Source organism: Mucilaginibacter sp. UYNi724 (assembly GCF_054057495.1).
Window position 1 is genome coordinate 1 of sequence record NZ_JBSRZI010000005.1, and the last position, 25250, is coordinate 25250.

At 42.2% G+C, this 25250-nt stretch carries 25 protein-coding genes and 1 tRNA gene; 22 read left to right on the forward strand and 4 right to left on the reverse strand.

What is annotated here, in order from left to right:
• Positions 1–188, forward strand: a 188-nt coding sequence (locus tag ACVW0P_RS08905; RefSeq protein WP_457131761.1) for a hypothetical protein, incomplete at its 5' end; no start/stop codon positions are given.
• A gap of 2 nt (positions 189–190) precedes the next feature.
• The gene (locus ACVW0P_RS08910) at positions 191–979 is read left to right on the forward strand and encodes a DNA/RNA non-specific endonuclease (RefSeq protein WP_457131762.1); all 789 of its coding nucleotides are present in this window, start codon (positions 191–193) and stop codon (positions 977–979) included.
• Here ACVW0P_RS08910 and ACVW0P_RS08915 read toward each other — a convergent pair.
• Positions 972–1208 (reverse strand): hypothetical protein, encoded by a 237-nt coding sequence (locus ACVW0P_RS08915; RefSeq protein ID WP_457131763.1) that lies wholly within the window; start codon positions 1206–1208, stop codon positions 972–974. The two genes, ACVW0P_RS08910 and ACVW0P_RS08915, sit on opposite strands and share 8 nt — an antisense overlap.
• Before the next feature lie 64 nt (positions 1209–1272).
• Between ACVW0P_RS08915 and ACVW0P_RS08920 the strand changes: the two genes are divergently transcribed.
• The 7 genes from ACVW0P_RS08920 to ACVW0P_RS08950 all read left to right on the forward strand — a co-directional run bounded on the left by ACVW0P_RS08920 (position 1273) and on the right by ACVW0P_RS08950 (position 7618).
• Positions 1273–2121 (forward strand): ion transporter, encoded by an 849-nt coding sequence (locus tag ACVW0P_RS08920; protein ID WP_457131764.1) that lies wholly within the window; start codon positions 1273–1275, stop codon positions 2119–2121.
• Positions 2122–2235: 114 nt separating this feature from the next.
• Positions 2236–2799 (forward strand): hypothetical protein, encoded by a 564-nt coding sequence (locus ACVW0P_RS08925; RefSeq protein WP_457131765.1) that lies wholly within the window; start codon positions 2236–2238, stop codon positions 2797–2799.
• A complete protein-coding gene (locus ACVW0P_RS08930) occupies positions 2780–4126 on the forward strand; it encodes a DUF4407 domain-containing protein (protein WP_457131766.1) in 1347 nt (448 codons plus the stop codon). Before ACVW0P_RS08925 ends, ACVW0P_RS08930 begins: the two co-directional genes overlap by 20 nt.
• 4 nt (positions 4127–4130) lie before the next feature.
• Positions 4131–5090 carry a DUF4407 domain-containing protein gene (locus ACVW0P_RS08935; RefSeq protein WP_457131767.1) on the forward strand — a complete coding sequence of 320 codons (960 nt, stop codon included), beginning with the start codon at positions 4131–4133 and terminating at the stop codon, positions 5088–5090.
• Positions 5087–6721, forward strand: a complete 1635-nt coding sequence (locus ACVW0P_RS08940) for a hypothetical protein (protein WP_457131768.1) — start codon at positions 5087–5089, stop codon at positions 6719–6721. Before ACVW0P_RS08935 ends, ACVW0P_RS08940 begins: the two co-directional genes overlap by 4 nt.
• Positions 6718–7221 (forward strand): DUF350 domain-containing protein, encoded by a 504-nt coding sequence (locus tag ACVW0P_RS08945; protein WP_457131769.1) that lies wholly within the window; start codon positions 6718–6720, stop codon positions 7219–7221. The genes ACVW0P_RS08940 and ACVW0P_RS08945 overlap by 4 nt, the downstream gene beginning before the upstream one ends.
• A gap of 7 nt (positions 7222–7228) precedes the next feature.
• Positions 7229–7618 (forward strand): hypothetical protein, encoded by a 390-nt coding sequence (locus tag ACVW0P_RS08950; protein WP_457131770.1) that lies wholly within the window; start codon positions 7229–7231, stop codon positions 7616–7618.
• A 50-nt stretch (positions 7619–7668) separates the two neighbouring features.
• On the opposite strand, the gene ACVW0P_RS08955 is transcribed toward ACVW0P_RS08950, so the two are convergent.
• The gene (locus tag ACVW0P_RS08955; RefSeq protein WP_457131771.1) at positions 7669–7878 is read right to left on the reverse strand and encodes a hypothetical protein; all 210 of its coding nucleotides are present in this window, start codon (positions 7876–7878) and stop codon (positions 7669–7671) included.
• Positions 7879–7966: 88 nt separating this feature from the next.
• Positions 7967–8926, reverse strand: coding sequence for a hypothetical protein (locus tag ACVW0P_RS08960; protein WP_457131772.1), 960 nt, complete (start codon positions 8924–8926; stop codon positions 7967–7969).
• A gap of 485 nt (positions 8927–9411) precedes the next feature.
• Here ACVW0P_RS08960 and ACVW0P_RS08965 point away from each other — a divergent pair, with 485 nt between their 5' ends.
• The 8 genes from ACVW0P_RS08965 to ACVW0P_RS09000 all read left to right on the forward strand — a co-directional run bounded on the left by ACVW0P_RS08965 (position 9412) and on the right by ACVW0P_RS09000 (position 18263).
• Positions 9412–11091, forward strand: a complete 1680-nt coding sequence (locus tag ACVW0P_RS08965; protein WP_457131773.1) for a tetratricopeptide repeat-containing sensor histidine kinase — start codon at positions 9412–9414, stop codon at positions 11089–11091.
• 1 nt (position 11092) lies between these two features.
• Positions 11093–11758: a response regulator gene (locus ACVW0P_RS08970; protein WP_457131774.1), complete on the forward strand. Its 666-nt coding sequence runs from the start codon at positions 11093–11095 to the stop codon at positions 11756–11758.
• Between the two features lie 98 nt (positions 11759–11856).
• Positions 11857–12150, forward strand: coding sequence for a DUF3892 domain-containing protein (locus tag ACVW0P_RS08975; RefSeq protein WP_457131775.1), 294 nt, complete (start codon positions 11857–11859; stop codon positions 12148–12150).
• A gap of 151 nt (positions 12151–12301) precedes the next feature.
• Positions 12302–12772 carry a glycine-rich domain-containing protein gene (locus ACVW0P_RS08980; protein WP_457131776.1) on the forward strand — a complete coding sequence of 157 codons (471 nt, stop codon included), beginning with the start codon at positions 12302–12304 and terminating at the stop codon, positions 12770–12772.
• An 855-nt stretch (positions 12773–13627) separates the two neighbouring features.
• A complete protein-coding gene (locus tag ACVW0P_RS08985) occupies positions 13628–14725 on the forward strand; it encodes a ComEC/Rec2 family competence protein (protein ID WP_457131777.1) in 1098 nt (365 codons plus the stop codon).
• On the forward strand, positions 14718–15818 hold the full coding sequence (locus ACVW0P_RS08990) for a hypothetical protein (RefSeq protein WP_457131778.1): 1101 nt from the start codon (positions 14718–14720) through the stop codon (positions 15816–15818). The genes ACVW0P_RS08985 and ACVW0P_RS08990 overlap by 8 nt, the downstream gene beginning before the upstream one ends.
• Positions 15808–16308, forward strand: coding sequence for a hypothetical protein (locus ACVW0P_RS08995; RefSeq protein WP_457131779.1), 501 nt, complete (start codon positions 15808–15810; stop codon positions 16306–16308). The genes ACVW0P_RS08990 and ACVW0P_RS08995 overlap by 11 nt, the downstream gene beginning before the upstream one ends.
• Positions 16296–18263 (forward strand): AAA family ATPase, encoded by a 1968-nt coding sequence (locus ACVW0P_RS09000; protein ID WP_457131780.1) that lies wholly within the window; start codon positions 16296–16298, stop codon positions 18261–18263. Before ACVW0P_RS08995 ends, ACVW0P_RS09000 begins: the two co-directional genes overlap by 13 nt.
• Positions 18264–18816: 553 nt before the next feature.
• Here ACVW0P_RS09000 and ACVW0P_RS09005 read toward each other — a convergent pair.
• A tRNA-Met gene (locus tag ACVW0P_RS09005) sits at positions 18817–18889 on the reverse strand.
• A gap of 145 nt (positions 18890–19034) precedes the next feature.
• Between ACVW0P_RS09005 and era the strand changes: the two genes are divergently transcribed.
• The 5 genes from era to ACVW0P_RS09030 all read left to right on the forward strand — a co-directional run bounded on the left by era (position 19035) and on the right by ACVW0P_RS09030 (position 25207).
• Positions 19035–19910 (forward strand): GTPase Era, encoded by an 876-nt coding sequence (era, locus tag ACVW0P_RS09010; protein ID WP_457131781.1) that lies wholly within the window; start codon positions 19035–19037, stop codon positions 19908–19910.
• 119 nt (positions 19911–20029) lie between these two features.
• Entirely contained in the window at positions 20030–21331 is a 1302-nt protein-coding gene (gene der / locus ACVW0P_RS09015; protein WP_457131782.1) for a ribosome biogenesis GTPase Der, read from the forward strand.
• Between the two features lie 164 nt (positions 21332–21495).
• Positions 21496–21723: a hypothetical protein gene (locus ACVW0P_RS09020; protein ID WP_457131783.1), complete on the forward strand. Its 228-nt coding sequence runs from the start codon at positions 21496–21498 to the stop codon at positions 21721–21723.
• A complete protein-coding gene (locus ACVW0P_RS09025) occupies positions 21720–21923 on the forward strand; it encodes a hypothetical protein (RefSeq protein WP_457131784.1) in 204 nt (67 codons plus the stop codon). Before ACVW0P_RS09020 ends, ACVW0P_RS09025 begins: the two co-directional genes overlap by 4 nt.
• 110 nt (positions 21924–22033) lie before the next feature.
• Positions 22034–25207 carry an ATP-dependent DNA helicase gene (locus ACVW0P_RS09030; protein ID WP_457131785.1) on the forward strand — a complete coding sequence of 1058 codons (3174 nt, stop codon included), beginning with the start codon at positions 22034–22036 and terminating at the stop codon, positions 25205–25207.
• The last annotated feature ends 43 nt before the right edge of the window (positions 25208–25250 follow it).

Genomic DNA, 25250 nt, shown 5'->3' on the forward strand with positions numbered 1-25250 from the left:
AACGCTTTTACAGCTCTCGCTGCTATCGTTCGCCAGCTAATTGCCTGGTCAATTTGCCACGGAATCAGGTGGTCAACATCCCCGGAATATCAAATGTCTATTTAATTTTTGATAAAGAAAAAAATAAAGTATCATATGCTTTTACGGGAAACCGTAAAACTCCTTTCCCTGCCAATGATTATATTTGATCATGCCTAAATCACTTATTACCTTCCTGGTCGCATTTTGCTATTTCGCTGGAAATATTTCCGCCCAGGAGATCAATGCCGCCTATGTGAAAGCACTTTATAGAAAATACCCTACTCAAAAATCGAATCTCTGTGCCGGATGTAAACTATGGGTCAACCCTTATTATAAGTCCATCGCGGATACTGCGGCGCACAGGCCGCTACTTACCCATTACGTTTATACCAAAGCACACCGACTGGAACAAGAAGATTTAGATCTGCCACGTACGGGTATCTATGCAGCCTGGCATGCGGCCGACGGGCAGCTTAATGAAACAAAACTTTACCAATATGCGAATAAGAACAGTACGGATATGATTGCCAAAGGCCATTGCCAGGCCTGGATCCTGATGGCCTGGTCGGTAGATGCCGCCATCCTTTCGGACACTTACACCTTCAATGCAAGCATGGAATACCAGGGACAGAATATCGGTACCGAACTGGCGACCGAGGAGTTTTGCCGCAAATTAACAGGATTTAGAGGGGTGTCCATAACGGACAGCGTCAGGATATGGTGCGGTACTTTTGGCAGCAAACAAACCTACACCCTAGGTAAATTGACGGCAACTGTGCCCAGTCATTATTATAAGGTCATCCAATACAACGACCATAACGTCGGAGGTGATATTGTACTTTGTTATTGGATGCCAAATGATCCCGGTGAGAAAAGAAACTTGCTTGAGCAGCGGCTGATCAGCTACCCGGAATTAGTTAAAAAACTCGGATTTGACCCAAAAGCGATATTTAATTAAGTTTTATATAGGGGGCCAGCCGGTTCGTATTGGTAAACCCTTCGTACCGGACGATCTCGTTTTTTAGTGGGTCATAAAAAACTTCCACGTAAAAATTGTCCAGGCGGTGCAGCTGCACGATGAGCTTGCCTTCTCTTCTGTCCCCCAGAAAATTGCCGGTGATGGCGATATTTGCCTGTTCATCAATCGCCATCGCGTTAAAATCGAGTACGGTAAACTGCTGTCTCATAGAAGCTGTAAAGATGGAAAATACTTTTCTTGTAAATCATTAAATTTGATCAAACCTTATCCTTATGTACGCCACTAACCAAACCCTGAACAGAAACAAGCGCGACCGCGCATACAAACGTTTGAAGAAAAAAGTTCATTTATTGCTCGATCCGACGGACGGTGGCACACTCTGGGACCAGGTCATCAATAGTGTGATCGTCGGCTTGATCTTGTTAAATCTGTTTGCAGTTTGCCTGGAAACTGTGGAAAGTCTTTACCGGGAATACCGTTCGTTGTTTAGAAATTTCGAATTGTTTTCAATCACCGTGTTTTCTGTTGAATATGTGCTGCGGCTGTGGTCCTGCACCAGTATCAGGAAATACAGTCATCCGTTGAAGGGTCGCTTGTGGTATGTGCTATCACCAGGTTCACTGGTCGACCTGGCGGCGATCCTGCCGTTCTATTTACCGTTATCGGGGCTCGACCTCCGGTCCTTGCGTATTTTACGAATGATACGGTTCATGCGCTTTTTCAAACTTGGGCGTTTTCTCAACGCTTCCCGGGTGATCCGCCGGGTATTCGCGTCGAAAAAGGAAGAGTTGCTGATCAGTGTATTGCTTGTTTTCACGCTGATCATATTGGCGGCCAGTGCGATGTATTTCGTAGAACATGACACGCAGCCGGACAAATTCTCTAGTATCCCGGAAACCATGTGGTGGAGCGTCGCCACGCTGACTACAGTTGGATATGGTGACGTTTACCCCATCACCGGTATCGGAAAAACGCTGACCGCATGTATCTCGATTCTGGGCATCGGTATGTTTGCCCTGCCCGCGGGTATATTAGCCTCCGGTTTTTCAGAGGAATTCAAACGGAAAGAAGCCAAAACCGTCGCTTGTTGCCCGCATTGTGGCAATGAATTGCATGAATAAAAACGCTTTACGGTTTTCCGTAAAAAAGATGCGGCAGGCGTAGCTATTTTTATTGCATGATCGATAAATTAATTAGATTTACATTATTGCCGTTAAAGAGGCAATACCTAAACCATGTCATTTAAAATTTACTGCAAAGTGGTTTTGCGCTGGCTTTGGCTGGCGGCCAGTTTCCAAAAGGCCCGTATCGGCTCGCTGGAAACTGATCAGGAACTCCTGTTTTCAGGCGCCACTTGCCGCCTGCTTTGGGATATCACGGGCGCCTGCATGGTCAAAGTTTACTGTAATGGTCTTCGGATTGGCACTTTCCTGCCTGCGGAATCACCCTTTATCCCCCTAATTCCAAACGAAATTATCCTCATTAAAGCGATTGGCGTATACCGTAACCGGATTGAAGAGATCAGGCCTCATGTCGCAGCACTTCACTACCGCCCCGCGCCGGCAGCAGTACTGAACTTGCCTGTCGTCAGGCAGCCGGATATGATCAAATCTTTACGCCCCATGATCCGGCACGCTTATCCCGTTAGCCAATATCCTATGATCTGGCAACCGGCCATCGATATCGAAACAGCCCGGATGCAGCAGTCTGAACTGGAACTTTTCACACAATTGGATCACGCACAAATCAAGACTGACAACCAAACCCTTATCCCATATTATGGAAACATCGTTTTATAAAAACCCAAGGCCAAGCTGGCTGATGAGGCAATTCTGGAAGATTTCCGGCGGGGACCGCTATATCCTCGAACGCAGCACCTATTCGGACCAGGTGAAGTATACTTGTATGGGTGGCATTGTACTGGCAACCGGCGCTATGGCCGCGCTCGCTGGCGGCTATGCGTTTTACACCATTTTTGCGCCCAAGGGCGATGCTATCGATGACATTAAAACAATTGCCGCTTCCGGACACTACGACCCGACTGATATACCTACGCTAGTACTGGCTACGATATTTGGCCTATTCTGGGGCGCGATCATTTTCAATATCGACCGTTTTATCGTCACCAGCACCGGCAAGGGTGACGGAACGGAGGCGATCACGCGTCAGGAACTGAAAAGTGCGTTGCCCCGGCTGATCATGGGCACGATCATCGCTTTCACCATTTCCAAACCCGTGGAGATTCGCATGTTCAAAAGTGAGATCGATGCGCAGCTTTACCAGACTCAGCTGGAGGCACAAAAACAATATGAGATCAAAACCCGGAAAAACTTCGAAGACCGGATCAAGGACCTGGATAAGGAGAACTCCGGGATTCAGAATAACATTGAGCATTATATGAAGGTGATCGCCGTAAAAGACTCTCTATGGAACCTGGAAACATCCAAAGGCCAGGGCGGTCGGGGTGAAGGTGAAGGCCCTATGGCACGTTCTTATAAAGCAGAAAGGGACCGTGTGGAAGGCGAAATGAACCGGTTTATATCGCTGAATAAGTCGAAGATCGACGATATCCAGAAAAGACGGACACAAATGAACGGCGAACTGGAGATCGCCTTGAAAAAGAACAAAACGGTATCGGCCGGCCTTGACGGTTTGCTCGAACGCATCAAGATCTCTCACGAGCTCGCGCCCGGTATTTCCCTTTTTATTACCCTGCTGTTTATGGCGATCGAACTGACACCGATCTTTTTCAAGCTCATGCTGATCAAAGGGCCATACGATTATATGGAGGAAAATATTAAAGATCTGGTCAAGGCGCAAAACGGCATTGAGATCCAGCACGATTACTATAAGGATAAAGAAGGGCTGGAACGGGACCTGGTCATTCACCATGAAGTAGACCGGATGACCAGTATGAAGGTGCGGGTGGTCCAGGCGCAAAAAGAATTGAATGAATACATCATCAATAGCTGGAAAGCAAAGCAAAAAGAAGCCATTGACAATAACCTGGAAGCTTATGTAACCACGCTCACCGGTGAAACGGCCCCTATTGTAGATAATGATAGTCGGCAGGAACCTGTTAAAGAAGAAGAGGCACAAAAAGATACAGGGTTTACCTTATCGTAACAGCATGACCGAGCAATCCAATTATTTTTGGCGGTTCTCGGGTGAGGACATTGGGATCATCCGGATCTGCGCTCACCGTGGGATTAGGGATCGTTTTGCCCTGATCGGCGCGATCACGCTGGTTGTTTTCATCATTAGCTTTTTTTCCTGCTGGTATACCTTCCAAATGTTATTTGATAACCCATGGCTGGCAGTACCTGTCGCCTTTTTCTTTGCCTGGATGATCAACAACATTTATTTGCTCTTGCTGACCACGCTCGCAAAACCCGTCCTGCAGTTCAAAAATAAAGGGGTGATCAAACACCTCTCCTTTAGCCTCCGTGCGGGCTTTGTCATCCTATTCGCCATTTTTATTTCCAAACCGCTGGAAGCCTGGTTCTTTGAACCGCTACTTTCTGAAAAGATCGAGCTGATCAAAAAGGCAAGTATCCGGAAAGCGGAGCAAAAGGTCGTAAAGGCCGCCTCGCGCGAAGAAAAAGCATTATCAGCAAAGATCAGGAAAAAGGAAGCCTTGCATTACCCTGAGGCCGATATAGCACCGCTCCGTGCCGAACTCGATAAATTAAGAGCCGAACAGACAGAAGCCTTTAAAAGGATCGAATTCGTCATTGGACGTGCCGACTATTTCGTTCAGCGCCTGGAGCTAGTTACGGGTAACCGTTCTTTTATCGTAGCCTGGTTATTCACGCTGTTAATCATTTTTGTTTTCCTGTTACCTATTTATTTGAAGAGGAGCTTAAACCTGGCCAACCCCTATTTTAAACATAAAAGCGACGTTTATAATTCCATCGTGATCAATGCCTACCGGGATTTCAAGCTTGATTTGGAGAGGATCTTTTTTGAAAAATACGGTATTGAGACCAAAGTGCATGAAACCTATGCGGACGCGCCATATAACACGAAAAAGATAGCAGATCGCCGGACCTTCCACGGGCAGGAAGATTTCTTAAAGTTATACCGATGAAAAGTTACTGGTCGGAGGAAAAAGTCATGGTAGCCAACAGGACGTATATTAAAGGGACGTTCCGGGGTAAATATCACGCGCAGCGGATAGATGAACTTAGCCGGGCAAAGACCGAGTTCTTCGACATGCACGTTTACGATGTCGAGGTTATATTAGAACAGGTCAGGAACGATGCGGAGGGCGATTTCCCGGAAAACAAAAGCCTGGGAACTTTCAGTGGTACTTTCGCGCAATCCGTCAATTGTTACGATCGCAAATCCGAATCATTTTTCAAACTCAACATTTCCGAACCAAAGATCGCCGATCCCAAAATATCACTGGTCACCAAAGAAGGGACGGAACAACTGGGAAGTATCGCTGGGACGCTTTACGGCTCTCTTTTAGAAATGAAAGAAACTATTGTCCGGAAAGAGCATTTTATACCCGAACCGGTCGCGCCGCCCACCGGTGCAATGCCGCTCAGCAAGCACCCCGACTGGACTAGGACCGCGGGACACGAATATTCTTACAACGGTGGCACCCGGTACCGTCGTGACCAATATCGCTATCATACCGGTAGCCTGCAGTGGGGGAACTGGTATGCCGTCCCGAACAACAGAATCACTACAGGTTCCGCATTCGGGCTCCTGGCGGGTATCCTGCTTTGCATTTTCCTTTTGTTCTTTTTGATCAGTTTGTCCTGGCCCGGGATTATTTTTATCGGGATCGTCTTATTGCTATTGTTAATCTGCCGATTGACCAACCGGCGTTTCTCGACCATTTTTTCCTCAGTTATTTACCTGCTCTTTTTCTTATTGTACTTCGGAGGGTTGGCCGTTTCCGTTTTTCGCAGTTCAAAAAGGATCCCGGTAAAAGCCCCGGTGCATCAATCGGACACGCGGGATTATTCGCGCACGAAACCTGTGAAAAAGCTGATTAAAGAAACCAACAAGGATACAACAGCCGCTGACCAGTGGATCATTCATCACCGGGCCTGGGAAGATCTGAGCGGTAATCAATATGAGGGTGATGTGAGGGTATTGACCTCCGCCTTCCGGGCAGCGGAGACCGAACACCTGCGCATGAAAAATGTCAGCAGCTTATCCGACGTTTATCGGAACATGAGTTTATCGGATGAAAATAGAATGCAGGGGATCTACCCTTTGTTTGACAGCCTACGCAAAGCCAGGAATCTTGATGAGGCGAACTTCGCGGGCATGTTGGTAAGTTTCGTCCAGGACATCCCCTACAATACGATCACAGACGGCACCTGTTCGGCAGATAACACTGAATGGCTTTCGGCATCCCCTGCTGGAAATATTGCAGGTTGCCGGGGCCATGTACCTTACGGAGTTCAATCGCCTGTCGAGTTTATGGCCAACTTCCAGGGCGACTGTGACACCCGGACGCTTTTTTTATTTACCGTATTGAACCATTACCATTATAAAGTCGCGATCGCTGGCAGTAATGCCTTCCGGCATTCGCTGCTGGGCATTGACCTGCCCTTGCCCGGATCCGCAAAAACAGCCGGACAAGACCGTTATGTGCTTTGGGAGACCACTTCCAGGGGTTTTTCTCCCGGGCAACTCAGCCCGGAGATAGATCACATGGACTACTGGGATATTAACCTTATCAACAAACCATCGATATGAAATCATCATTTTTAATCTCCGGGGGAGTAGCCTTTGGCCTGAGTTTAATCCTCAGCTATTTGCTGATCAGCCTGATCGCTTATTATTTCAGAAAAAAACATTATCCAAAAGCGTCCCCCAATCTTGCCCAGGCCATTGTGCTCGCCGGCAGGCTGCTCGCCTCCCTGATATTGATCACCGGTCTTTTCGCGCCGGTACGTGACTTTTTGCTGATATCCACCGGCAAGGGCGGTTTAAATTCGGCGGCATCCTGGAGTTTTTTACTGATCTGCTGCTGTGGTCTGTTCTTTGCTTACTGCATTGCTGCCGGTCTGGAGGGTTTTTTATCGGGCCAGATATATAAAGGGCAATCCCTGTCTGTTGAATTAAGCGAGAATAATATTGGTGTGGCCATCGTAAGAGCTGTCCTGTTAACGGGGCTTGCGATTGTTTTGCTGTTTTCCCTGGGGATATTTCTGCAAGCTTTTATTCCGACACCTGCTATTCCAACCATCAGATAATACCATAATGAATAACGAGCAATTATTACCCGAAGAGTCCGTGCTTTTTTTTACCGAAAATGGGATGGTTACCCTGACTACTCACCGCATCAGGTATAACAATAAGATCTGGGGGCAGTCCAATTTCATCTCCATCATGCTGGAAAAGATCAGTTCTGTACAAGTATTGTCTATTTCTTATCCACTGCTGTGGATACTTGGCGTACTGATCGGCGTTATCGGCTTATTAATGGCAACTTCACATAATGACGGCACACCCGAGGTGGTTGTTTCTTTATTTATCGCATTTTTCCTGATCGTGGGTTATTTATCTCGAGCAGGCATGTCTGCACGATCACATCGGACGGCAGCAGTAAGATTATTTTCCGTACGGAAAATATGCCAACAGCCGCGCTGATCGATTTTGTCCATCAAATTGAGGCCGCCAAACACAAACGAACTGGATAGTTAGTCCTCAATTTTACAAAGTTCAAATTTTCTTTTCTTCGCCTCTTCCAGCGTGATCTCGATAATGCGGTGGGTACACTTTCTAAGCCCGCGACAATCGTTCTTCAGATGGTATTTCTTCGCATAAGGACTGTCGCAGATATACACATTGCCTTTTGACGGTGTTTGTGTATGCGCCCAAAGGGCCATCAGCAGGAACAGGGTTTTCATGAGCGTTTAGGATTAGGCCTCAATAGTTTAGGCTAAATTTCGTTTTATTTCTGATGAATCAAAAATAAAATTTCCCCCATGAGCTTTATTACGGTTTTCCGTATTTGCTATGGTTCTTACAAAAATTCACGACGTAGTCGGTAACTGGCTGTAATTGTTGATCAGGATGTAAAGGATGCGTTCCACGAGCAGTGTACACCTCCAGACTATCTGCTACCCGGGTATACCAAAAATGATCAAGGGCGTAAGGTGAATTCAGGGTGTCGGTCTTTTTGATCTTTTGAAAGCCCTCTAACTTTGCCCGGTCAAGAGGAAGTAGTGGTTGATCCGATCTTGGGACATCACAATATGTCTTTACATAACGGTCGTCGCTCCAGTACATGCACTTCTTCTCTGGCCAAACCCGCCATAATACCAGTCCTCCTACCAAAAGCGCAACGATCCCGATCGACCACCGTTTATCTATTTTATTGACTGGTGGAAGTGTTGGGGGAGTTTCCTGTTCCGGACCCTTTGGTGGTAGTTTAGTTTCATCATCATCTTTAACTGGAGGTTTAACTCTCTCTTCATCTTCTGCTATAGCAGGCCCATCCTTTTCCGTTTCAATATATTTCGAATACGGCCGGGCTGGAAAATCGATTAGCCAGGCCAACAATTCCACCTTTGGCTCTGCGGGGTTTATTTCTGTATTATTCAGGAATTGTACAAAGCCCTGAAAATCGTCCGCGTCCGTTTCTTTGATCGCTGCCAAAAAATCACGGTCGCCGGATTCCATTTCGAGGTATTGATATAACATCTTTTCATCTTGTTTGCTAAGACCGTCTTCCACGAGCTTGCAACACAATTGTCTAATCCTTCCCCTGGTTGGCTTTATCAACCAGTTCTCCTGCGCCTGGTTACGCTTTTGGAGGTAAGCATTAACCACAGTCTTTTTGTAAGCGGCAAATCTTTCAGTATAAATCACCACTAAAAATAATCTTTTTCTGGAAACTTCAGGGAGTTTTCGGAGAAACACCGGAATTAAAGGAGGAAACGGAAGAATCTGCATTAAAGGCATTTAGCGCCTATACCTTTGCTTTCATAATCAAAACAAACCCCGGTCGGCCGGCCGGGACAGTGCACGAAATTGATTTAAACAGCGCGACGAAAGCGGGGGCCGGTATCCGGCTAGGGAAGCAGATTAAAGCTCCCGTTTTCCAAACGCTCACTTCCCAAAAATTAACCTGCAAAACCCCACGGGATAGTCCCGCCGGGAAGGCAGAATCATTAACAATTAATTTTTAGAGAAATGTTTGGATTTTTTTTCGCCATTTTCATGGCACTGTCATGCCCTGCGCATAACCATAATCATCATAACAACACCAGTGGACAAGTAACAACACTTGACACGGACACAGGCGGCGACAAAGGACAATACCCTCCTCCGCCGCCCCCTCCGCCGCCACACAGCAACTAAGTGACTTCACATAAGGCAAGCGAAAAAGCTTGCCTTATTTATTCCTTGGTTTTTCTTAGTTTTAGACAAAAAACAGTTTGAAAAACCTTGCCCTAAATTTTCTTATTACGCTTTTATTTTTTAGCGCCTGCCACGAGAAACGGCATGAGGCCCCAAAAGTAGACTGGGCAACCTACCGGATAGCGTATAGTTGGTTAGGAAAACAGCAAGATTCTGCATTTTTTTACTTTAACCAGGTTGCCGTAAAATCCCGCGACAGCCTGCAGATCGCTATGGCCTACAGCAGTATGGGTAATATTCAATATAACGCAGGAGATTTCTACGGGTCGCAGGAAAGTTTTTTACTGTCTCTCCGGTTTCTGAATGAAAATAATAAAAGTCACTACACCTACCTTGCCGGCGATTACAACAACCTTGGTTTAGTTCGCGCTGAGCTTAATGATCACGATGGCGCAATCAACTTTTACAAGCGCAATCTTGAATTTGCCCGGGACACTACATTGATAGATCTGACCTGGAACAATATCGCTTATGCTTATCAGCAAAAAAAGAATTATGCTAAAGCAATCACGATTTACCGGGGATTGTTGGGAAAAGAACACAAAAAAGATCTGAACTATGCACGTGCTTTGACAAACCTGGCTACAGCTCAATGGATGGCTGACCCCAGCTTTGAAGCAATACGCCCGCTTTTGACCGCCCTACAGATTCGCCGGGACAGCAGTGACCAATGGGGACAAAATTCCAGTTTCGCCCACCTGGCGGATTATTATCACGAAACCCGACCGGACCTGGCCTTAGCTTATGCAGATACAATGTACACAGTAGCCAAACGATTAGAAAGCCCGGGGGATCAATTACAAGCGCTGAGCAAACTTATTGATCTGGGTCCGGCGAAAGCAACGAAAGTGTACTTTGCCCGATTTCATCAACTAAACGACAGTATGCAAACGGCCAGAAATGCTGCAAAAAATCAATTTGCGCTCATCCGGTACAACGTAGAAAAGAGCAAAGCCGATAATTTAAAACTGCAAAAAGATAATTCTGAAAAACAGCTCCAGCTTATCTGGCAACGCATACGTTTCTATGGTACGTTGCTGGCATTCTCCGTTATCGCTTTGTTTGCAGCCCTTTGGTATAGGAGAAGAAAAAAGCAGCAGGAACTGGATAAGCAAAATGCGATAGTAGAAACGAAACAAAACGCCTCAAAAAAAGTCCACGATACGCTTGCCAATGATACCTACCGAATTATGAAAACCGTCCTGCATGATCTCGTTCCGGACAAAGAGTGGCTTCTTTACTATATGAATGATCTCTATATACGGACGCGCGATATTTCCTATGAAATTGTTCAACCGTCGCAAAAAGACTTTCATTTAAAGATATCAGACTTATTAAAATCATTCGGAGATGACGATACAAGAATACAGGTTGTAGGTAACAAGAAAGAATTTTGGAACAGGATCAATGAAGCCCATCAGTTCGAACTCAAATACATTTTACAGGAGTTGATGGTCAACATGCAAAAGCATAGTAACGCAAGTAGCGTAACCATTAAATTCGAACCTGCGGAAAACCATTGTTTAGTAACCTATTTTGACAACGGGATCGGTATACAGGAAGGCGTTATCCCAAAAAATGGACTTAAAAATACGGGAAACCGTATAAAAGAAATTGGCGGACAAATTACTTTTGAAACTTCAGACGGAAAGGGATTGCTTATTACATTAACCTTACCAGCCATTAAAAAAGATTAGTATGCTTCAAACCGCTCTTATCGCCGAAGATCATCAAAACGCCAATCAATGGGTCCGGCAGACCCTGGAAGAATTAGGCTTTGAATCCATTAAACACGCATATTACTGTGATGATGCGCTTCTGGAACTCAAATGGGGTATTCAAAACAACCAGCCTTTTGATCTTCTTGTTACAGACCTTTCCTTTGTCGAGGACGATCGCGAGCAGAAGCTAAAAAGTGGTACAGAGCTCATCGCAGCAGCCAGGGCATTACAACCAGACCTGAAAGTTCTTGTTTTTTCCGGAGAACAGCAATCGTCTATTATAACCGCTCTTTATCAGCGGTTCGGAATTAATGGCTATATCATCAAGGGGCGCCGTGACGCGGAACATTTAAAGGATGCGATAGTCAGTCTTTCCAAAAACAAAAAATATGTACCCGCAGAATTACAGCAAAATGTCAGGGCAAAAAATGCGTATGACTTTAGTGACTACGATATCATGATCATTTCGCAACTTGCGAAAGGAAGATCTCAAAAGCAGATTTCGCTTTACCTTCAGCAACAAGAGGTGAAGGCCTCCAGTCTGAGCAGTATCGAAAAATGTCTTAACCAAATCAAAGACGCATTGGGATTCACCAACAATACACAGCTTATCGCTCATTGTAAAGATTATAAGGTTATCTGATCCTTATTAAATTATGTCCATTACGGATTCCCGTAAAAACGCGCCGATTTGTTCTGGTAATTTTGATTAAACAAACAAATAAATCAATCAAAATCATCATGGCAACAAGACACAAAGTTAGTTGTATTAGCAAAAGAGGCAGTCATTATGATGCCCACGAAAGGATTTCACACATAGGTGGCATCAATGCAGATAATACCCGTTGGAGATTATCGGAAGACGACGCTATAAAATCTATTGAAAACAAAAAATATGAATTTTATGTCTCAGTCAATGGAAGGTCAGTCGATGTTATCGTAGCAACACATAACAATCGTAAATACCTAAAAACTGAAAGCGATGGTTACAGCCCCAATAATTTGCTTAACCTTAATGAATGCCCAACCACTTAAAAATTTATCCGGAAACTACTGGCCATTTCAACAAGGGGTGGCCAGTAGTTTTTAGGGACCTTTTTACCCCTAAATAATTTATCAGGTTACGGTTTCCCGTAATTATAACCGATAGTGGTCATCTATTTTTGATCATACAAAATTAAATACAATGACAAATCTCACGATCACCAACGAAATATCCTCTTTGTTTATGGCGGATATCGATGCCATTGATTTCACAATGGTTAAATTAAAAATTCAGGATAAGGAAGAAGGCTTAGGCTGGATCGCCGCTCAATGTGATGAGGCCGAAAAAGACTATAAAAAGTTTTTAGCCCTCAAGAGAACTTATCCCGAAAAGGAAATTGTACCGAATAAGCTTGTTGACCTGTTTTGGCACCAGCATATTCTGGATACTCAAAAATATGCTTCAGACTGCGAAACCATCTTTGGTTACTTTGTGCACCACTTTCCTTATTTTGGAATGAAAGATGAACAGGATATGCAGGATCTGGTAGACGCGTTTGAAGAAACCAAAGCGTTGCATGCACTACATTTTGTAGGAGACTATGCAGGTACTATCCCAAAATGTAAAGCGCACAGGTGCAGAACAGCCTGCAAACCAGTAAAGTGTAAATAGATTGTTGTTTCAATACCTAAACCTTATCATCACATTCGATCTGTAGCATTTTGCAGTTCATCTGAAGATCAACACCTGCCAAAGTATTTCTGATGGTGCTGTAATGGCAGTGTTTCTGTTGACCTTTGGATAATTGTAAATGTTTTAACCTAACCTGCCATTTTATTGCGTTACAACGGATTTTTATACTGGAAAGCTTTAGCCGAGAAATACTAATCCAACTGATTCGGATCAACCAAATAAATACAAGTATAATATTTTAAAGGTTATCGAGAAGCGTAACCTGAAGGAAGAAGCAATTGCTGAATTAATAGCGGATTTTGAAAATAAAATATCTTCCCTTTTTGAATTTATTAGCCAAGATGAAATTTACAGTGATTTTTTTAAGCTGTACAGAGAATTCACAATCCGAAATGAAAATTTAGGTGATTTCTTTATTAGGGAAACTAAAGATATCCTTAGCCAATTATGCTATGATTTTGAAAGAACATTAAAATATAGGATTCCCGAAAATGTTATTATTGAAATTGCCGAAGGCTATATTTATTTATCAACAGATAACCTAATTGCGGCACAAACTGTCTTCGTTAAATATAGCCGTTTTGCTGCTGCTCTATGGTTCAAATCGTTGATGAGGGTACATTTGAGCAAGGTTCGTGGATAAAAAAAGGGATAAAAGCAATCCAAAATTTTTTGTAGAGAAATTTAAAGGTGTGGGTGGAAAGATTTAGATTGTCGCTGCATTCATTCTTTAACCGTTAACGAGTTATATTATTGTATCATCTCATATTACTTCTCATCTCAATATATTTAATTTTTCCTATTTTAGTCACTTATAGTACTAAACCGCCACAATTGTCTTCTATTAAAACTCCGTCAAAAACTCAGGTTTTAGTTTTACCGGCTTATCATGGTGATTCAATCATCGTTAAAACTATCGATGGAGATGGAAAACCCTTTTACATGGTTATCGATGGAGGGACAGCAAAAACTTATGACGATACTTTAAAACTCGAATTGAGAAAACTAGCGTTCATCGATATTTTGGTGTTGACACATATCGATTCAGACCATATTGCCGGTCTAATCAAATTTATAAAAGATCCATTTTTCAAAACGTCCCAAATTGGGAAATATTGGTTTAATTCAAAAAATATCAAGTTTCTTAGAAATAGTGAGAAAATAAGTTTCGGGCAGGCAAAGTCATTTGAAGAATTGTTAATTGATAAAGGAGAAATTAAAGGGAAGTGGTCCGAAGACATATACATTGGTGTAACTCCTGCTCTTCCTCCTGGGATTATTATTGAAGTCTTGTCTCCAACTGCCGATGTGCTCAAAGAACTTTACAGCAAGTGGCCAGACCTGTCCGATGATTACAATAAAAAGTTGACCGATATAAACATCGCAAACCGTATTGTCCCGTCTCAAATAGGTAAAGGTAGCCTTCCCGATCTTGCGGCGAAAGATGACAATCCCGAAAAGAGTGTTAGTCAGGACTTGTTTAACAGCTCTTCTATCGCGTTTGTACTTCAAACATTTGACCTCAGCATATTTTTACTTGGGGACGCACATCCTGAAATTATTAAACAGGTGATGATTAGTAATGGTTATTCAGTTGAAAAAAGGTTAAAAGTTGATCTTGTAAAAATTTCTCATCATGGTAGTAAAAATAATACGATTAATGATGTTTTAGACATGATTGATTGTGATAGATTTATTATCTCTACCAATGGGGGAAATTCTACTCATGCGCATCCGGACCGCGAAACGATTGCCCGAATCATTTATCATCCGGAGAGAGTGAGAAGAAACTTTGAAAAGCATCGCAAGATTTACTTAAACTATCCGAAAGCTAACATCGAAGTAAAGGCAGGTAAATTTATTGAAGACTCAGACCTGATCACGGGTAATTGGGAATTAGTGGAAAGCACTAACATTTTTGAACATGAATGAGAAAATAATTAATAAACCCTGCGTACGCATCAAAATTGTAATTGACGGTGAACTAAAAAGCCATGGGAGTGGTTGTTTAGTAAAAGGCAATAATGGCTTTTTTGTAATTACCGCTTACCATTGTATTTATGGTGATTATAATGCGTTCAAAGACGTCAAGATTGAACAAGTGCTAATTGAAAGTCAAGATTTATATAATACGCCATTCGAAAAAATAGAATTGGTTGAAGTAGTTGCTTCGGATGAGCAGGGTGATTGGGTTTTACTTAAAGTAGATTACGCTGACGATGAATTTCCTGAGGTACTTATATCTGAGACTTTTAAAACAGATATGCCGGTTACTTTCACCGGATTTCAGTATGTTAACCCAGATCAATGCAGGACATTTAAGAGTAGAGTTCTAAATGGGATATCAAATAATGAATTTCGTATAACACTTTCGGAACAGGATAAATTTAAGAGAGGCACCGATGATGCAATAGGTTTATCTGGAAGTGGTGCTTTTATCATTAATGAAAATAAGTTCTACTTGATTGGCGTTTTAAAAAGTGTTATCGGGTCAGAGGCATTAAATAATGATATTAAGTGTTGCCCGCTTGAACTAATTATTGATACGATAGGTTTGGAAAAATTTGATATTTCTACTGAAGTGTTCGGTGATAATTGGGGAAGCGACCAGTTTGGTGAACTCGTTTTAAGTGATGCAAGGAATTTGGTAGAAAAAATCGCGGCTGTAGATGATAAAATGTCTTCCGCAAAAATCCAACGCTATTGCAGAGAACTCGCGTTAGGTAAATCGGAATTATCAAGCATCCTTGAGCGTGACTTAAGCGCAATTAAATATCGGATATTCGAAGCATGCCAAGGTGATTTAGTTAATTTCATCGATACTAATATTAGTGGGGAACTAACCACAGAGCAAGTTAATCAGCTAATACAGCAATTCACAAAAAAGGCAATTGAAATTATTCAAGTTAAATCTAAAAAATATCTGTATCCTATTTTAGATAATGATTTGATATATCGCATTGTTCTTGATCTTATCAATGAATGTTATCTTTCTTTCGATAAGGAGGGTATTTATGCAGAATAAAAATGCAGCAAAAAAGCGACTGATGTTTATTCAAAAAGAAGATTACAACTTTTTGGCTTATAATACTATCATTTTACTTAATGCTCTAGATTGTACATCAGAAACAAAAAGATTTAAAGATTTTAGGAAAATCGCTTACCTAATCGACCTTATGAATGAAGGAGGTAACCCCAAAGTGCTTGACGAAAGCTTTCTGGCTAAAATATATACACGTGCCCAAATAAAAAAGAAACTGCTTCACCATTTGGTTATCATACTTAAAAACAAAAATTATATTGGCGTCTCTAAGAATCTTTCATCAAAAACTATAGACCTATGGCTGAGAAAAGAGTTTATACCAGTGGACTTCTTGCAGACGGCATTGTTTGCTAATGAAAATGCTAATGCACTTACATTAAAATCAGAAATAAGTAAGATTAAGACATTGGCAATTAAGACTTTGGTAGATAAGATTTTTACTCAAAACAACGTGCTCACATGGGAAGTCTGATTTTAAAAAAAATTCGTTATTTCGGAGATGCTTATTTTTATGAATCACCAGATTTGCGTCCTGGTATCAATATAATTCTAGGTGACAATGGATCTGGAAAGAGTACGTTCAGTTATTTCATCGAATATGCCTTGGGTGGTAAGATAAAGCCTTTTACCGATGATGATGCCGAGGGCCGTTATTCTCTAATTTTAAACGATACAAATAATTATGTCCATCTTGATCTTTCGATAAATGGGATAGCCTATTCATTTAAGCGTTTTATCAATTCTTCCGATATCTTTATTGATGAACCTTCTGGCACTCAATCGTATCCTCTTGATAGAAAAGTTGCTCCATTTATCTTTTCCGATTGGCTATTGGGAAAGCTGGGCATACCTTTATTTGAACTTTATATGGGAGGTGTGCACTGGTATTTTAATTTTAATGACCTTTTCCGGTTGCTTAATTACGACCAGAATACAGAGCCTCGAAAAATTTACAAGGCACCATTGGCTGAAAACTTCGTCGCAGACTCTATCGTGATCAGAAAATCTATTTTTGAAATACTCTTAGGAATTTCATCCGCCGATTATTTTAAGAAAATAGATATTGCCAGAGCAGCTATGAAAAATAGAGATGTTGCAAAAGCGCTTTGGGAAAATTTTGCGGTAAATCACGAAGTAAGTGGTGATTTTGAAAAACTTTCGTCGAGAAAAGTTGAGATAGAATCGACATTAATAAACCTTGAAGTAGAAAGAAAAGGGCAATTGAAAGAGAATACCACGGTTGATGATAAAATGGGCGAATTGGCTCAAATAAAATCAATTTTGGTGGACTTGGAGTTGAAGTTATCTCAAGATAGGATTGCCATTGGATCACTTGAAAATGAAAAAGCCAAGATTGACATTCTTCATAGGGGACTTGAAGATGAAATTGCTCAAATTGAAAAGATTATTTTTACCCATGAAAAACTTGATCTTTTTGCTATGGAGCTATGTCCTTTTTGTATGACCAAAAAAGATGTCGTCGAAGGTTATTGTATATGTGGTTCTAAGTTTTCCAATGACGATTATGAAAAGTTTGTTTATAATGCGAACGAATACAAAGACATTCTTTCCCATAAACAAAAAAGTATCAAAGCGATTACAATAGGAAAAATTGCTTACGAGGATGACCTGTTAGAAAAAAAACAACGCATTAAAAAAAACACAAGCCTTTGGGAAGAATACGCCGGAAAATTAAAAAATATTATTAGTACAGCCGAGTTCGCAGGCAATTCAACGGTTATTGATGATTTTAATGACCGAATCTTTTCGCTCAAAGACGAATTACTTAAAATCAACTACGGGCTAAAAAATAGTTCGGAACAAAGCCGGCTAAAAAAAGACTTCGAGGAAAAAAACAAAGCATTTGGCCTAGCACAAAATAACTTAAATAGGGCAAAAGAATTATATGATCAAAACAATGCGAATACAATAACCCAGTTTAATCAAGTTTACAGCAACCTGCTCTCAAAGTCATCGTACCAAAGCCATGAGGCTTTTATAGACGAAGATTATATGCCTTTTATAGACAACAGAGAATACAAGGCGAATAGCAGTGATGTACCAAAACGCCTAATGTATTACTTCACAATTCTTGCTTTGTCTTTGAAACTTAATTCAGTTAAACATCCTAGATTTTTATTGATAGACACACCAGAGGATTCAGGTATTGATACAGATCATTTAAATCAAAATTTAGCACTGCTAAATGACGCTGTTGCCTACGCAAAACAACCAGATGGTTTAACAAAAGATTATCAAGTAATTTTAACTACTGGATATGGAAAATTTCCGACAGAATTTGAGAGTTTCGTGATTGAGCGCTTTTCTGAAAAAGAAAGCAACTTCATATTGAAGCCTCGTCCCATTAGCTCTAATACAGATTTAGACCCATCTGAAATTGATAAACCTGAAGCCGATCCTGAATAGTTAATCAAGTAATACCTAATGAAAATTTATTAATGACTCCGTTTATTTATGATTGATTTCCTAAAATCTGATGTTTCTTTTGCTGCTTTTCTTTTAAAGAAAAGTAGTTCGGGCAAATTATCCGAACGTGATATCATCTAATATTTAGATAAATAATCTGTCAAATAAATATTTCTGTGTAGGTCAGCGACATCTGTGTCGTCGACCTACGCATATTTAACTCGCTAATCTTTTTAAATCATCTAAAAAGCGGTTCGATCTCTTTCCCCTACGGGCTAAACTAAATCGTCCAATTAGCTTGAATAAGTAGCCCGTAGTGAATCGAACCGCTATCGTTATTGACGATTAAAACGCTAATCGTCTCAAATCTTCTAAGAAATATTTCGAGAAATGTCCAGTGTGGGCTAGCTAATAGCGTTTGGATAACGATTGGAAATATTGTAAGTATTAAGTACCTTTAAGCAAGCCAAAGGAAAAGCTAAGAACCGTTAACAATACGTTAACAGAAAAATGAAAGGCAGTCACGATCTAACGTAACTGCCTGATTCTGAGGTAGCGGGAGCAGGACTCGAACCTACGACCTTCGGGTTATGAGCCCGACGAGCTACCAACTGCTCCATCCCGCACTATCTTTGTTGGTATTACATAATGGGCATAACTCCGAAATGTTTGTTCCAATTGTCAAAAAAGCAATTTGCTGTTCCTTTTAATTGGTCTGCAAAGATATAATTCGTTTCTTTGCAGTCCAAATAATATTTTAATTATTTTTTTATGGCGCATAAGGCAGGTTTTGTAAGTATAATTGGTAAGCCCAACGCGGGTAAGTCAACCCTTATGAACGCACTGGTGGGCGAAAAGATGAGTATAATTACTCCAAAGGCGCAAACCACCCGCCACCGTATTTTAGGTATAGTTAATACCGACGACTACCAAATCGTGTTTTCTGATACCCCCGGCATCATCAAACCTCACTACGCATTGCATGAGAGTATGATGCACCAGGTTGACGGATCTATTGTGGATGCCGACCTGATATTGCTGGTTACTGATATCCACGAGGAATTTAACGAGCAGGATGTGATTAAAAAACTGGAAGGGTCAACGGCCCCATTGGTTGTTTTGATCAACAAGATAGATCTATCCAGCGAAGAAGAGGTAAAGGAGAAGGTAGACTACTGGCAGGAAAAACTGAACCCGAAAGCGATTTATGCGATATCTGCCCTGCACGATCACAATATTAAAGCCGTTATGGATTTTGTATTGGATGGCTTGCCGGAGCACCCCGCGTATTATGAAAAGGATGCGTTGACGGACAGGAATGATAGGTTCTTCGCTTCAGAGATGATCCGCGCGCAGATCTTTAAACAATACAAAAAAGAGATCCCATACAGCACCGAGGTTATTGTTACCGCGTTTGTAGAGGGCGAAAAGCTGCATCGAATCAGCGCCGAAATTATTGTGGAGCGCGATTCTCAGAAAAATATCATCATAGGCACCAAAGGGGAGATGCTGAAAATTGTAGGCACTTATGCCCGTAGGGATATGGAAGACTTTTTTCAGAAGAAGATCTTCCTGGAAATGTTTGTAAAGGTTATACCCGACTGGCGCAGCAAAAAAAATTACCTGAAAAAGTTCGGATACGAATAATAAATATTTACGATTTACGAATTACGATTTTAGATTTATGCTGATCGGGTTTGTAAATTAGCATATAGGGTTTAGATGCGGTTAAATCGTAAATCTAAAATCTGCAATCTAAAATTGAAATGAGTAATATAGTAGCCATAGTAGGCAGGCCAAACGTTGGCAAATCCACCTTATACAACCGTTTAACCGAAAGCCGTAAAGCTATTGTTGACGATTTTAGCGGCGTAACCCGCGACAGGCATTACGGCACATCCGAGTGGATAGATAAAAAATTCACGGTTATTGATACCGGCGGCTACGTAGCCAATTCCGAAGAACTTTTTGAGGTAGCCATCCGCGAGCAAGTGCTTATCGCTATCGAAGAGGCATCGGTAATCTTATTTATGGTTGATGTTACCACAGGTATCACAGATTTAGACGACGAGATCGCTAACCTGTTACGTAAAGGTAAAAAGCCGGTATTTGTTGTTGTAAACAAACTGGATAATAACGCCCAGCTGGCCGATGCTTCCGAATTTTACAGCTTAGGCCTTGGCGAGATCTACACCCTGTCATCAATGACGGGTTCTGGAACAGGCGAACTATTGGATGAGGTTGTTAAACATTTCGAGGATATCCCTTTTGAAGAGAACACCCGCCCTAAGTATGCCATTATTGGCCGCCCTAACGTAGGTAAATCATCAATTATCAACTCCCTCATTGGGCAGGAGCGTAATATTGTTACGCCAATTGCCGGCACCACGCGCGATTCTATCCATATCCATTATAACCAGTACGGTCACGATTTTATGCTGATCGATACCGCCGGGATGCGTAAAAAAACCAAGGTAAAAGAGAATATCGAATTTTACTCGGTAATGCGTACCATCAAAGCTTTAGAAGAAGCCGATGTGGTGATTATTATGGTTGACGCGGTTGACGGACTTGAAGCGCAGGATGTGAACCTGTTCCACCTGGCCGAGAAGAACAAAAAAGGCGTGGTTATCGTGGTAAACAAGTGGGACCTGATAGAAAAGAACAACAAAACCATCAAGGTATTTGAAGAACAGATCCGCCAGAAGTTAGCGCCATTTAGCGATGTGCCTATCGTATTTACATCGGTATTAGAAAAACAGCGAGTGTTAAAGGTAATTGAAGTGGCCAACCAGGTTTATGCCAACCGTGCCCGCAAGATCCCTACCAGTAAACTGAATGAGATCATGCTGCCGATAATTGAAAAATATCCGCCGCCATCGTTAAAAGGCAAGTATGTAAAAATCAAATACATTACGCAAATAGCAGGTACATCACCAATGTTCGCATTCTTTTGCAACCTGCCACAGTATGTAAAAGAACCATACTACCGCTTTATAGAGAACCAGCTTCGTGCCAATTTCGAATTTTCGGGAGCGCCTATCCAGGTTTGGTTCAGGCAGAAGTAAGAAGCTTTAATTTTATATTAAATAGCGATGGGTTTACTCATCGCTATTTTTGTTTACGTGCGGCCAGTATCAGTGAAAGCACAGGAACCGGGAGATAAAGTGGGGGGTAATTGAATGCCTATACTATTTGTTGTTTTGCTGAGTTTAAAATATTAAATTTGAGTATGGACTTGATCGCCGAAAAATTGGAATTAGCGAAACGCTTGTTAGATGTTGAGGACGAGGGTTTATTGCTTCAACTTAAACAGGTGCTTGATAACGATGGAAAGGATTTTTGGGATGACTTACCAGAAAATGTTAAACAGGGAATTGAGCGCGCTAAAAAACAAGCATCGGAAGGTAAATTAACTCCGCATAGCGAGATAATGGCCAGGTACGCTAAATACCTATGAGCCATACCATTTATTGGACAGATGAAGCACATGAGACTTTTGATGCCATTGTGTTAATCCTTGAAGATAAATGGGGTTTAAAACAAGCGGGGGTCTTTGTAAAACGAGTTCAACATATTTCAACTTTAATAGCTGATCAACCCTATTTATTCAGGGCGTCAATAACCCATGATTTAAGGCAGGCTATTATATCCAAATAAACCTCTATGTTTTATGAGGTTAACGAAACCACAATAAACATATTATTCTTTTGGGATAACAGGCAAGAGCCTTTGTTCGATCTTTAATCGAATATTACATCTATTCAATTATGCAATCTCCACTCAATAAATATAACGTCAAATTTCAGGAAGCGCTGGCGGGGTTAAACCCCGAGCAGTTAGCTGCTGTAAATCAAATGGATGGCCCTGTGCTGGTAGTTGCCGGGCCGGGCACGGGCAAAACGCAGATTCTGGCGGCGCGTATCGGCAAGATCTTAACCGATACTGATGCCCTGCCGAGCGAGATACTGTGCCTTACCTACACCGATGCGGGTGCTGTTGCCATGCGCAAGAGGTTGTTTGAATTTATTGGGCCCGATGCCTACCGCATCAATATTTACACCTTCCACGCTTTTTGTAACGAAATCATCCAGGAGAACCTGGAATATTTTGGTAAGCTTAATTTGGAGGCCTTGTCAGATCTGGAATCGGCAATGTTGTTTCGTGAACTTGTGGATGAGTTTGATAAAGAGCACCTGCTGAAACGCTTCACCGGGGACGTTTACTACGATGCCCCGCGGTTAAAAAAATTGTTCTCGACCATGAAGACCGAGAACTGGACAGAGGAACTGATCAAGCAAGCCGTACAGGAATACCTTGATGACCTGCCAAACCGCGATGAGTTTGTTTACAAACGCGCTAATGCCAAAGCAGGCATCAGCATAGGCGACCCGAAGCAAAAGGACATAGATAAAGTTCAGGAAGCCATGAGCAAACTGCTGGCCGCCGTGAGCGAGTATCAAAACTATTCCCGCAAAATGCGCGATAATAATTGGTATGATTACGACGACATGATCCTTTGGGTGTTAAAAGCCTTCCGTGAGAATGACGAGATTTTGCGCCGCTACCAGGAACGTTATCAGTATATTTTAGTGGATGAGTTCCAGGATACGAGTGGCTCTCAAAATGAGTTGTTGAAGTTTCTACTGAATTATTGGGAAACCCCCAATGTGTTTGTGGTGGGCGATGATGACCAGTCGATATTTAAATTTCAGGGTGCCAACATGAAGAACATCCTGGATTTTGCCGGCGACTACGTTTCTACCCTGCAAACGGTTGTGTTGAAGCATAACTACCGTTCTAACCAACACATTCTTGATATATCGAGGGCACTTATCAATAACAATAACGAGCGCCTTACCTCCCAGTTAAAGCTGGATAAAAACCTAAAAGCATCTCACCCGCGTTTTACCGAGGAGATTGTTGAGCCAATCATCAAGGAATACGAAAACCCAAGCCAGGAACTGGTAGATGTAGCCCTGAGTATAAAAAGATTGGTAGATAAAGGCACATCGCCCGGGGAGATCGCGGTGATATACCGTAACCACAGCCAGGTAGAAGAATTACTACACTTTTTAAATACCCAGCACATTGCCGTAAATACTAAGCGAAAGATAGATGTGCTAAGCATCCCGTTTGGCGAGAAGATCATTAATATCCTGCGTTACCTGAGTATGGAATTGGACTCTCCGTATAGTGGCGATGAATTGCTGTTCGAGATCTTGCATTACGATTTCTTCAGCATCCCGCCTATCGAGATTGCCAAGGCCAGCATAGCGGTATCTAAAGAGAACTTCACCACCGCAAGTAACAACCTGCCAAAAACATCGCTGCGCCGCTATATCAGCGAAATTAAATTGATAGCCCAGGCCGATCTGTTTAGTAAGCAGCCTGCCCAGCAGGAAATGAAATTTCTGGTAAACGATATTGATGCCCTGCTTACCGATGCAGTAAGCGTTACGTTGCAGCAGTTTTTCCAGAATGTGATAGCCAAGATGGGCATCCTCAAATACATTATGCAGCAGCCCGATAAAGGCGTGCATATGCAGGTATTAACAAGCTTCTTCGACTTTTTGAAAGATGAAAGCCGTAAGAACCCCGAAATCAAAATAGCCGACCTGATTGTTACTATTGACCTGATGCGCAAAAACAACATCAGGCTGGAGTTGAACAAGGTTATCTTTTCTGACAATGGCATCAACTTTCTTACCGCCCATGGTTCCAAGGGCCTGGAGTTTGAGCATGTCTTCTTTATTGGTTGCGATAAAAAAACCTGGGACAGCAAAGGACGGAACAGCGGTTTCAGCTATCCGGATACGCTCACGAGGGCAGCATCTGACGACATTGCCCAGAAAGAGGAAGCACGCCGACTGTTTTACGTGGCGCTTACCCGTTCAAAGCAATGCCTTAATATTTCTTACGCGGGTAAAGATAAGAACGGAAAAGATCAGGAACCATCGCAGTTTATTGGTGAGATATTGGCCGACACACACCTACTGGTAAACCATCCAAAGGTTAGCAGCGATGATATGCTGGAGTTTTTCGCCACGCAATTTAACGAGGCTGATAAACCTGTGGTGGAGTTGTTGGATAGGAATTACATTAACCAGCTTTTACAAAATTATACGCTATCGGTTACACACCTGAGCAATTATCTGGATTGCCCGCTTAGGTTCTATTTTCAATGTTTAATCCGGGTGCCATCAGGTAAAAGCCCGTCGGCTACCTTTGGGCAGGCCGTGCACTGGGCGCTTAATAAAACCTATCGCCGCTTAAAAGAGAACGACGATGAGTTCCTGTCTACCGAAGAATTTCTGAAAGAGTTCCGTTGGTATATGTACCGTAACCGCGATTCGTTCACCAAGGAAGATTTTAAGCGCCGGGTTGATTATGGCGAAAAGATACTGCCGCTATATTACGAGCAAAATGTATCTACCTGGAACAAAGTTGCCCAAACCGAGCGCAGCATCAAAAATATTGAAGTAGCCGGGGTACCAATAAAAGGTAATCTGGATAAGATTGAGTTTGACGGCAAGCAGGTAACCGTGGTTGATTACAAGACAGGCCGCGTGCGTAACGCCAAACCCAAACTGGAACGCCCAACAAACGAAGAACCCAATGGCGGCGATTACTGGCGACAAGCCGTTTTCTACAAGATCCTGGTAGATAACGACCGCACCAACGATTGGGAAGTGATCAACACCATTTTTGATTTTGTAGAACCGGAAAAAGAAGGGGAGTATTTTAAAGCCAAGGTGGTGATAACACCACAGGATATTGAAGACGTAACAACTCAGATAACCACCGTTTACCAAAAAATAATGGCCCACGATTTTAATAAAGGCTGTGGTAAAGTTACCTGCGACTGGTGCCACTTCGTAAAAAGCAACTTTAAACAGTCGGAGAGTTTGCTGGAAGTTGCCGAGGGAGAAGATGCGGAATAAACTATTTTTTCTTTGTCATCCTGAGCGATAGCGAAGGATCTGT

What these genes read in the sequence shown, in the direction of transcription:
- ACVW0P_RS08990 (WP_457131778.1), top strand. Translation starts at nt 14,718, where the DNA reads ATGAATGAGAAAATAATTAATAAACCCTGCGTACGCATCAAAATTGTA.
- ACVW0P_RS09025 (WP_457131784.1), top strand. Translation starts at nt 21,720, where the DNA reads ATGAGCCATACCATTTATTGGACAGATGAAGCACATGAGACTTTTGAT.
- era (WP_457131781.1), top strand. Translation starts at nt 19,035, where the DNA reads ATGGCGCATAAGGCAGGTTTTGTAAGTATAATTGGTAAGCCCAACGCG.
- ACVW0P_RS08970 (WP_457131774.1), top strand. Translation starts at nt 11,093, where the DNA reads ATGCTTCAAACCGCTCTTATCGCCGAAGATCATCAAAACGCCAATCAA.
- ACVW0P_RS08915 (WP_457131763.1), bottom strand. Translation starts at nt 1,208, where the DNA reads ATGAGACAGCAGTTTACCGTACTCGATTTTAACGCGATGGCGATTGAT.
- ACVW0P_RS08945 (WP_457131769.1), top strand. Translation starts at nt 6,718, where the DNA reads ATGAAATCATCATTTTTAATCTCCGGGGGAGTAGCCTTTGGCCTGAGT.
- ACVW0P_RS09030 (WP_457131785.1), top strand. Translation starts at nt 22,034, where the DNA reads ATGCAATCTCCACTCAATAAATATAACGTCAAATTTCAGGAAGCGCTG.
- ACVW0P_RS08995 (WP_457131779.1), top strand. Translation starts at nt 15,808, where the DNA reads ATGCAGAATAAAAATGCAGCAAAAAAGCGACTGATGTTTATTCAAAAA.
- ACVW0P_RS08975 (WP_457131775.1), top strand. Translation starts at nt 11,857, where the DNA reads ATGGCAACAAGACACAAAGTTAGTTGTATTAGCAAAAGAGGCAGTCAT.
- ACVW0P_RS09020 (WP_457131783.1), top strand. Translation starts at nt 21,496, where the DNA reads ATGGACTTGATCGCCGAAAAATTGGAATTAGCGAAACGCTTGTTAGAT.
- ACVW0P_RS08925 (WP_457131765.1), top strand. Translation starts at nt 2,236, where the DNA reads ATGTCATTTAAAATTTACTGCAAAGTGGTTTTGCGCTGGCTTTGGCTG.
- ACVW0P_RS09000 (WP_457131780.1), top strand. Translation starts at nt 16,296, where the DNA reads ATGGGAAGTCTGATTTTAAAAAAAATTCGTTATTTCGGAGATGCTTAT.
- ACVW0P_RS08960 (WP_457131772.1), bottom strand. Translation starts at nt 8,926, where the DNA reads ATGCAGATTCTTCCGTTTCCTCCTTTAATTCCGGTGTTTCTCCGAAAA.
- ACVW0P_RS08950 (WP_457131770.1), top strand. Translation starts at nt 7,229, where the DNA reads ATGAATAACGAGCAATTATTACCCGAAGAGTCCGTGCTTTTTTTTACC.
- ACVW0P_RS08940 (WP_457131768.1), top strand. Translation starts at nt 5,087, where the DNA reads ATGAAAAGTTACTGGTCGGAGGAAAAAGTCATGGTAGCCAACAGGACG.
- ACVW0P_RS08980 (WP_457131776.1), top strand. Translation starts at nt 12,302, where the DNA reads ATGACAAATCTCACGATCACCAACGAAATATCCTCTTTGTTTATGGCG.
- ACVW0P_RS08935 (WP_457131767.1), top strand. Translation starts at nt 4,131, where the DNA reads ATGACCGAGCAATCCAATTATTTTTGGCGGTTCTCGGGTGAGGACATT.
- ACVW0P_RS08920 (WP_457131764.1), top strand. Translation starts at nt 1,273, where the DNA reads ATGTACGCCACTAACCAAACCCTGAACAGAAACAAGCGCGACCGCGCA.
- der (WP_457131782.1), top strand. Translation starts at nt 20,030, where the DNA reads ATGAGTAATATAGTAGCCATAGTAGGCAGGCCAAACGTTGGCAAATCC.
- ACVW0P_RS08930 (WP_457131766.1), top strand. Translation starts at nt 2,780, where the DNA reads ATGGAAACATCGTTTTATAAAAACCCAAGGCCAAGCTGGCTGATGAGG.
- ACVW0P_RS08955 (WP_457131771.1), bottom strand. Translation starts at nt 7,878, where the DNA reads ATGAAAACCCTGTTCCTGCTGATGGCCCTTTGGGCGCATACACAAACA.
- ACVW0P_RS08910 (WP_457131762.1), top strand. Translation starts at nt 191, where the DNA reads ATGCCTAAATCACTTATTACCTTCCTGGTCGCATTTTGCTATTTCGCT.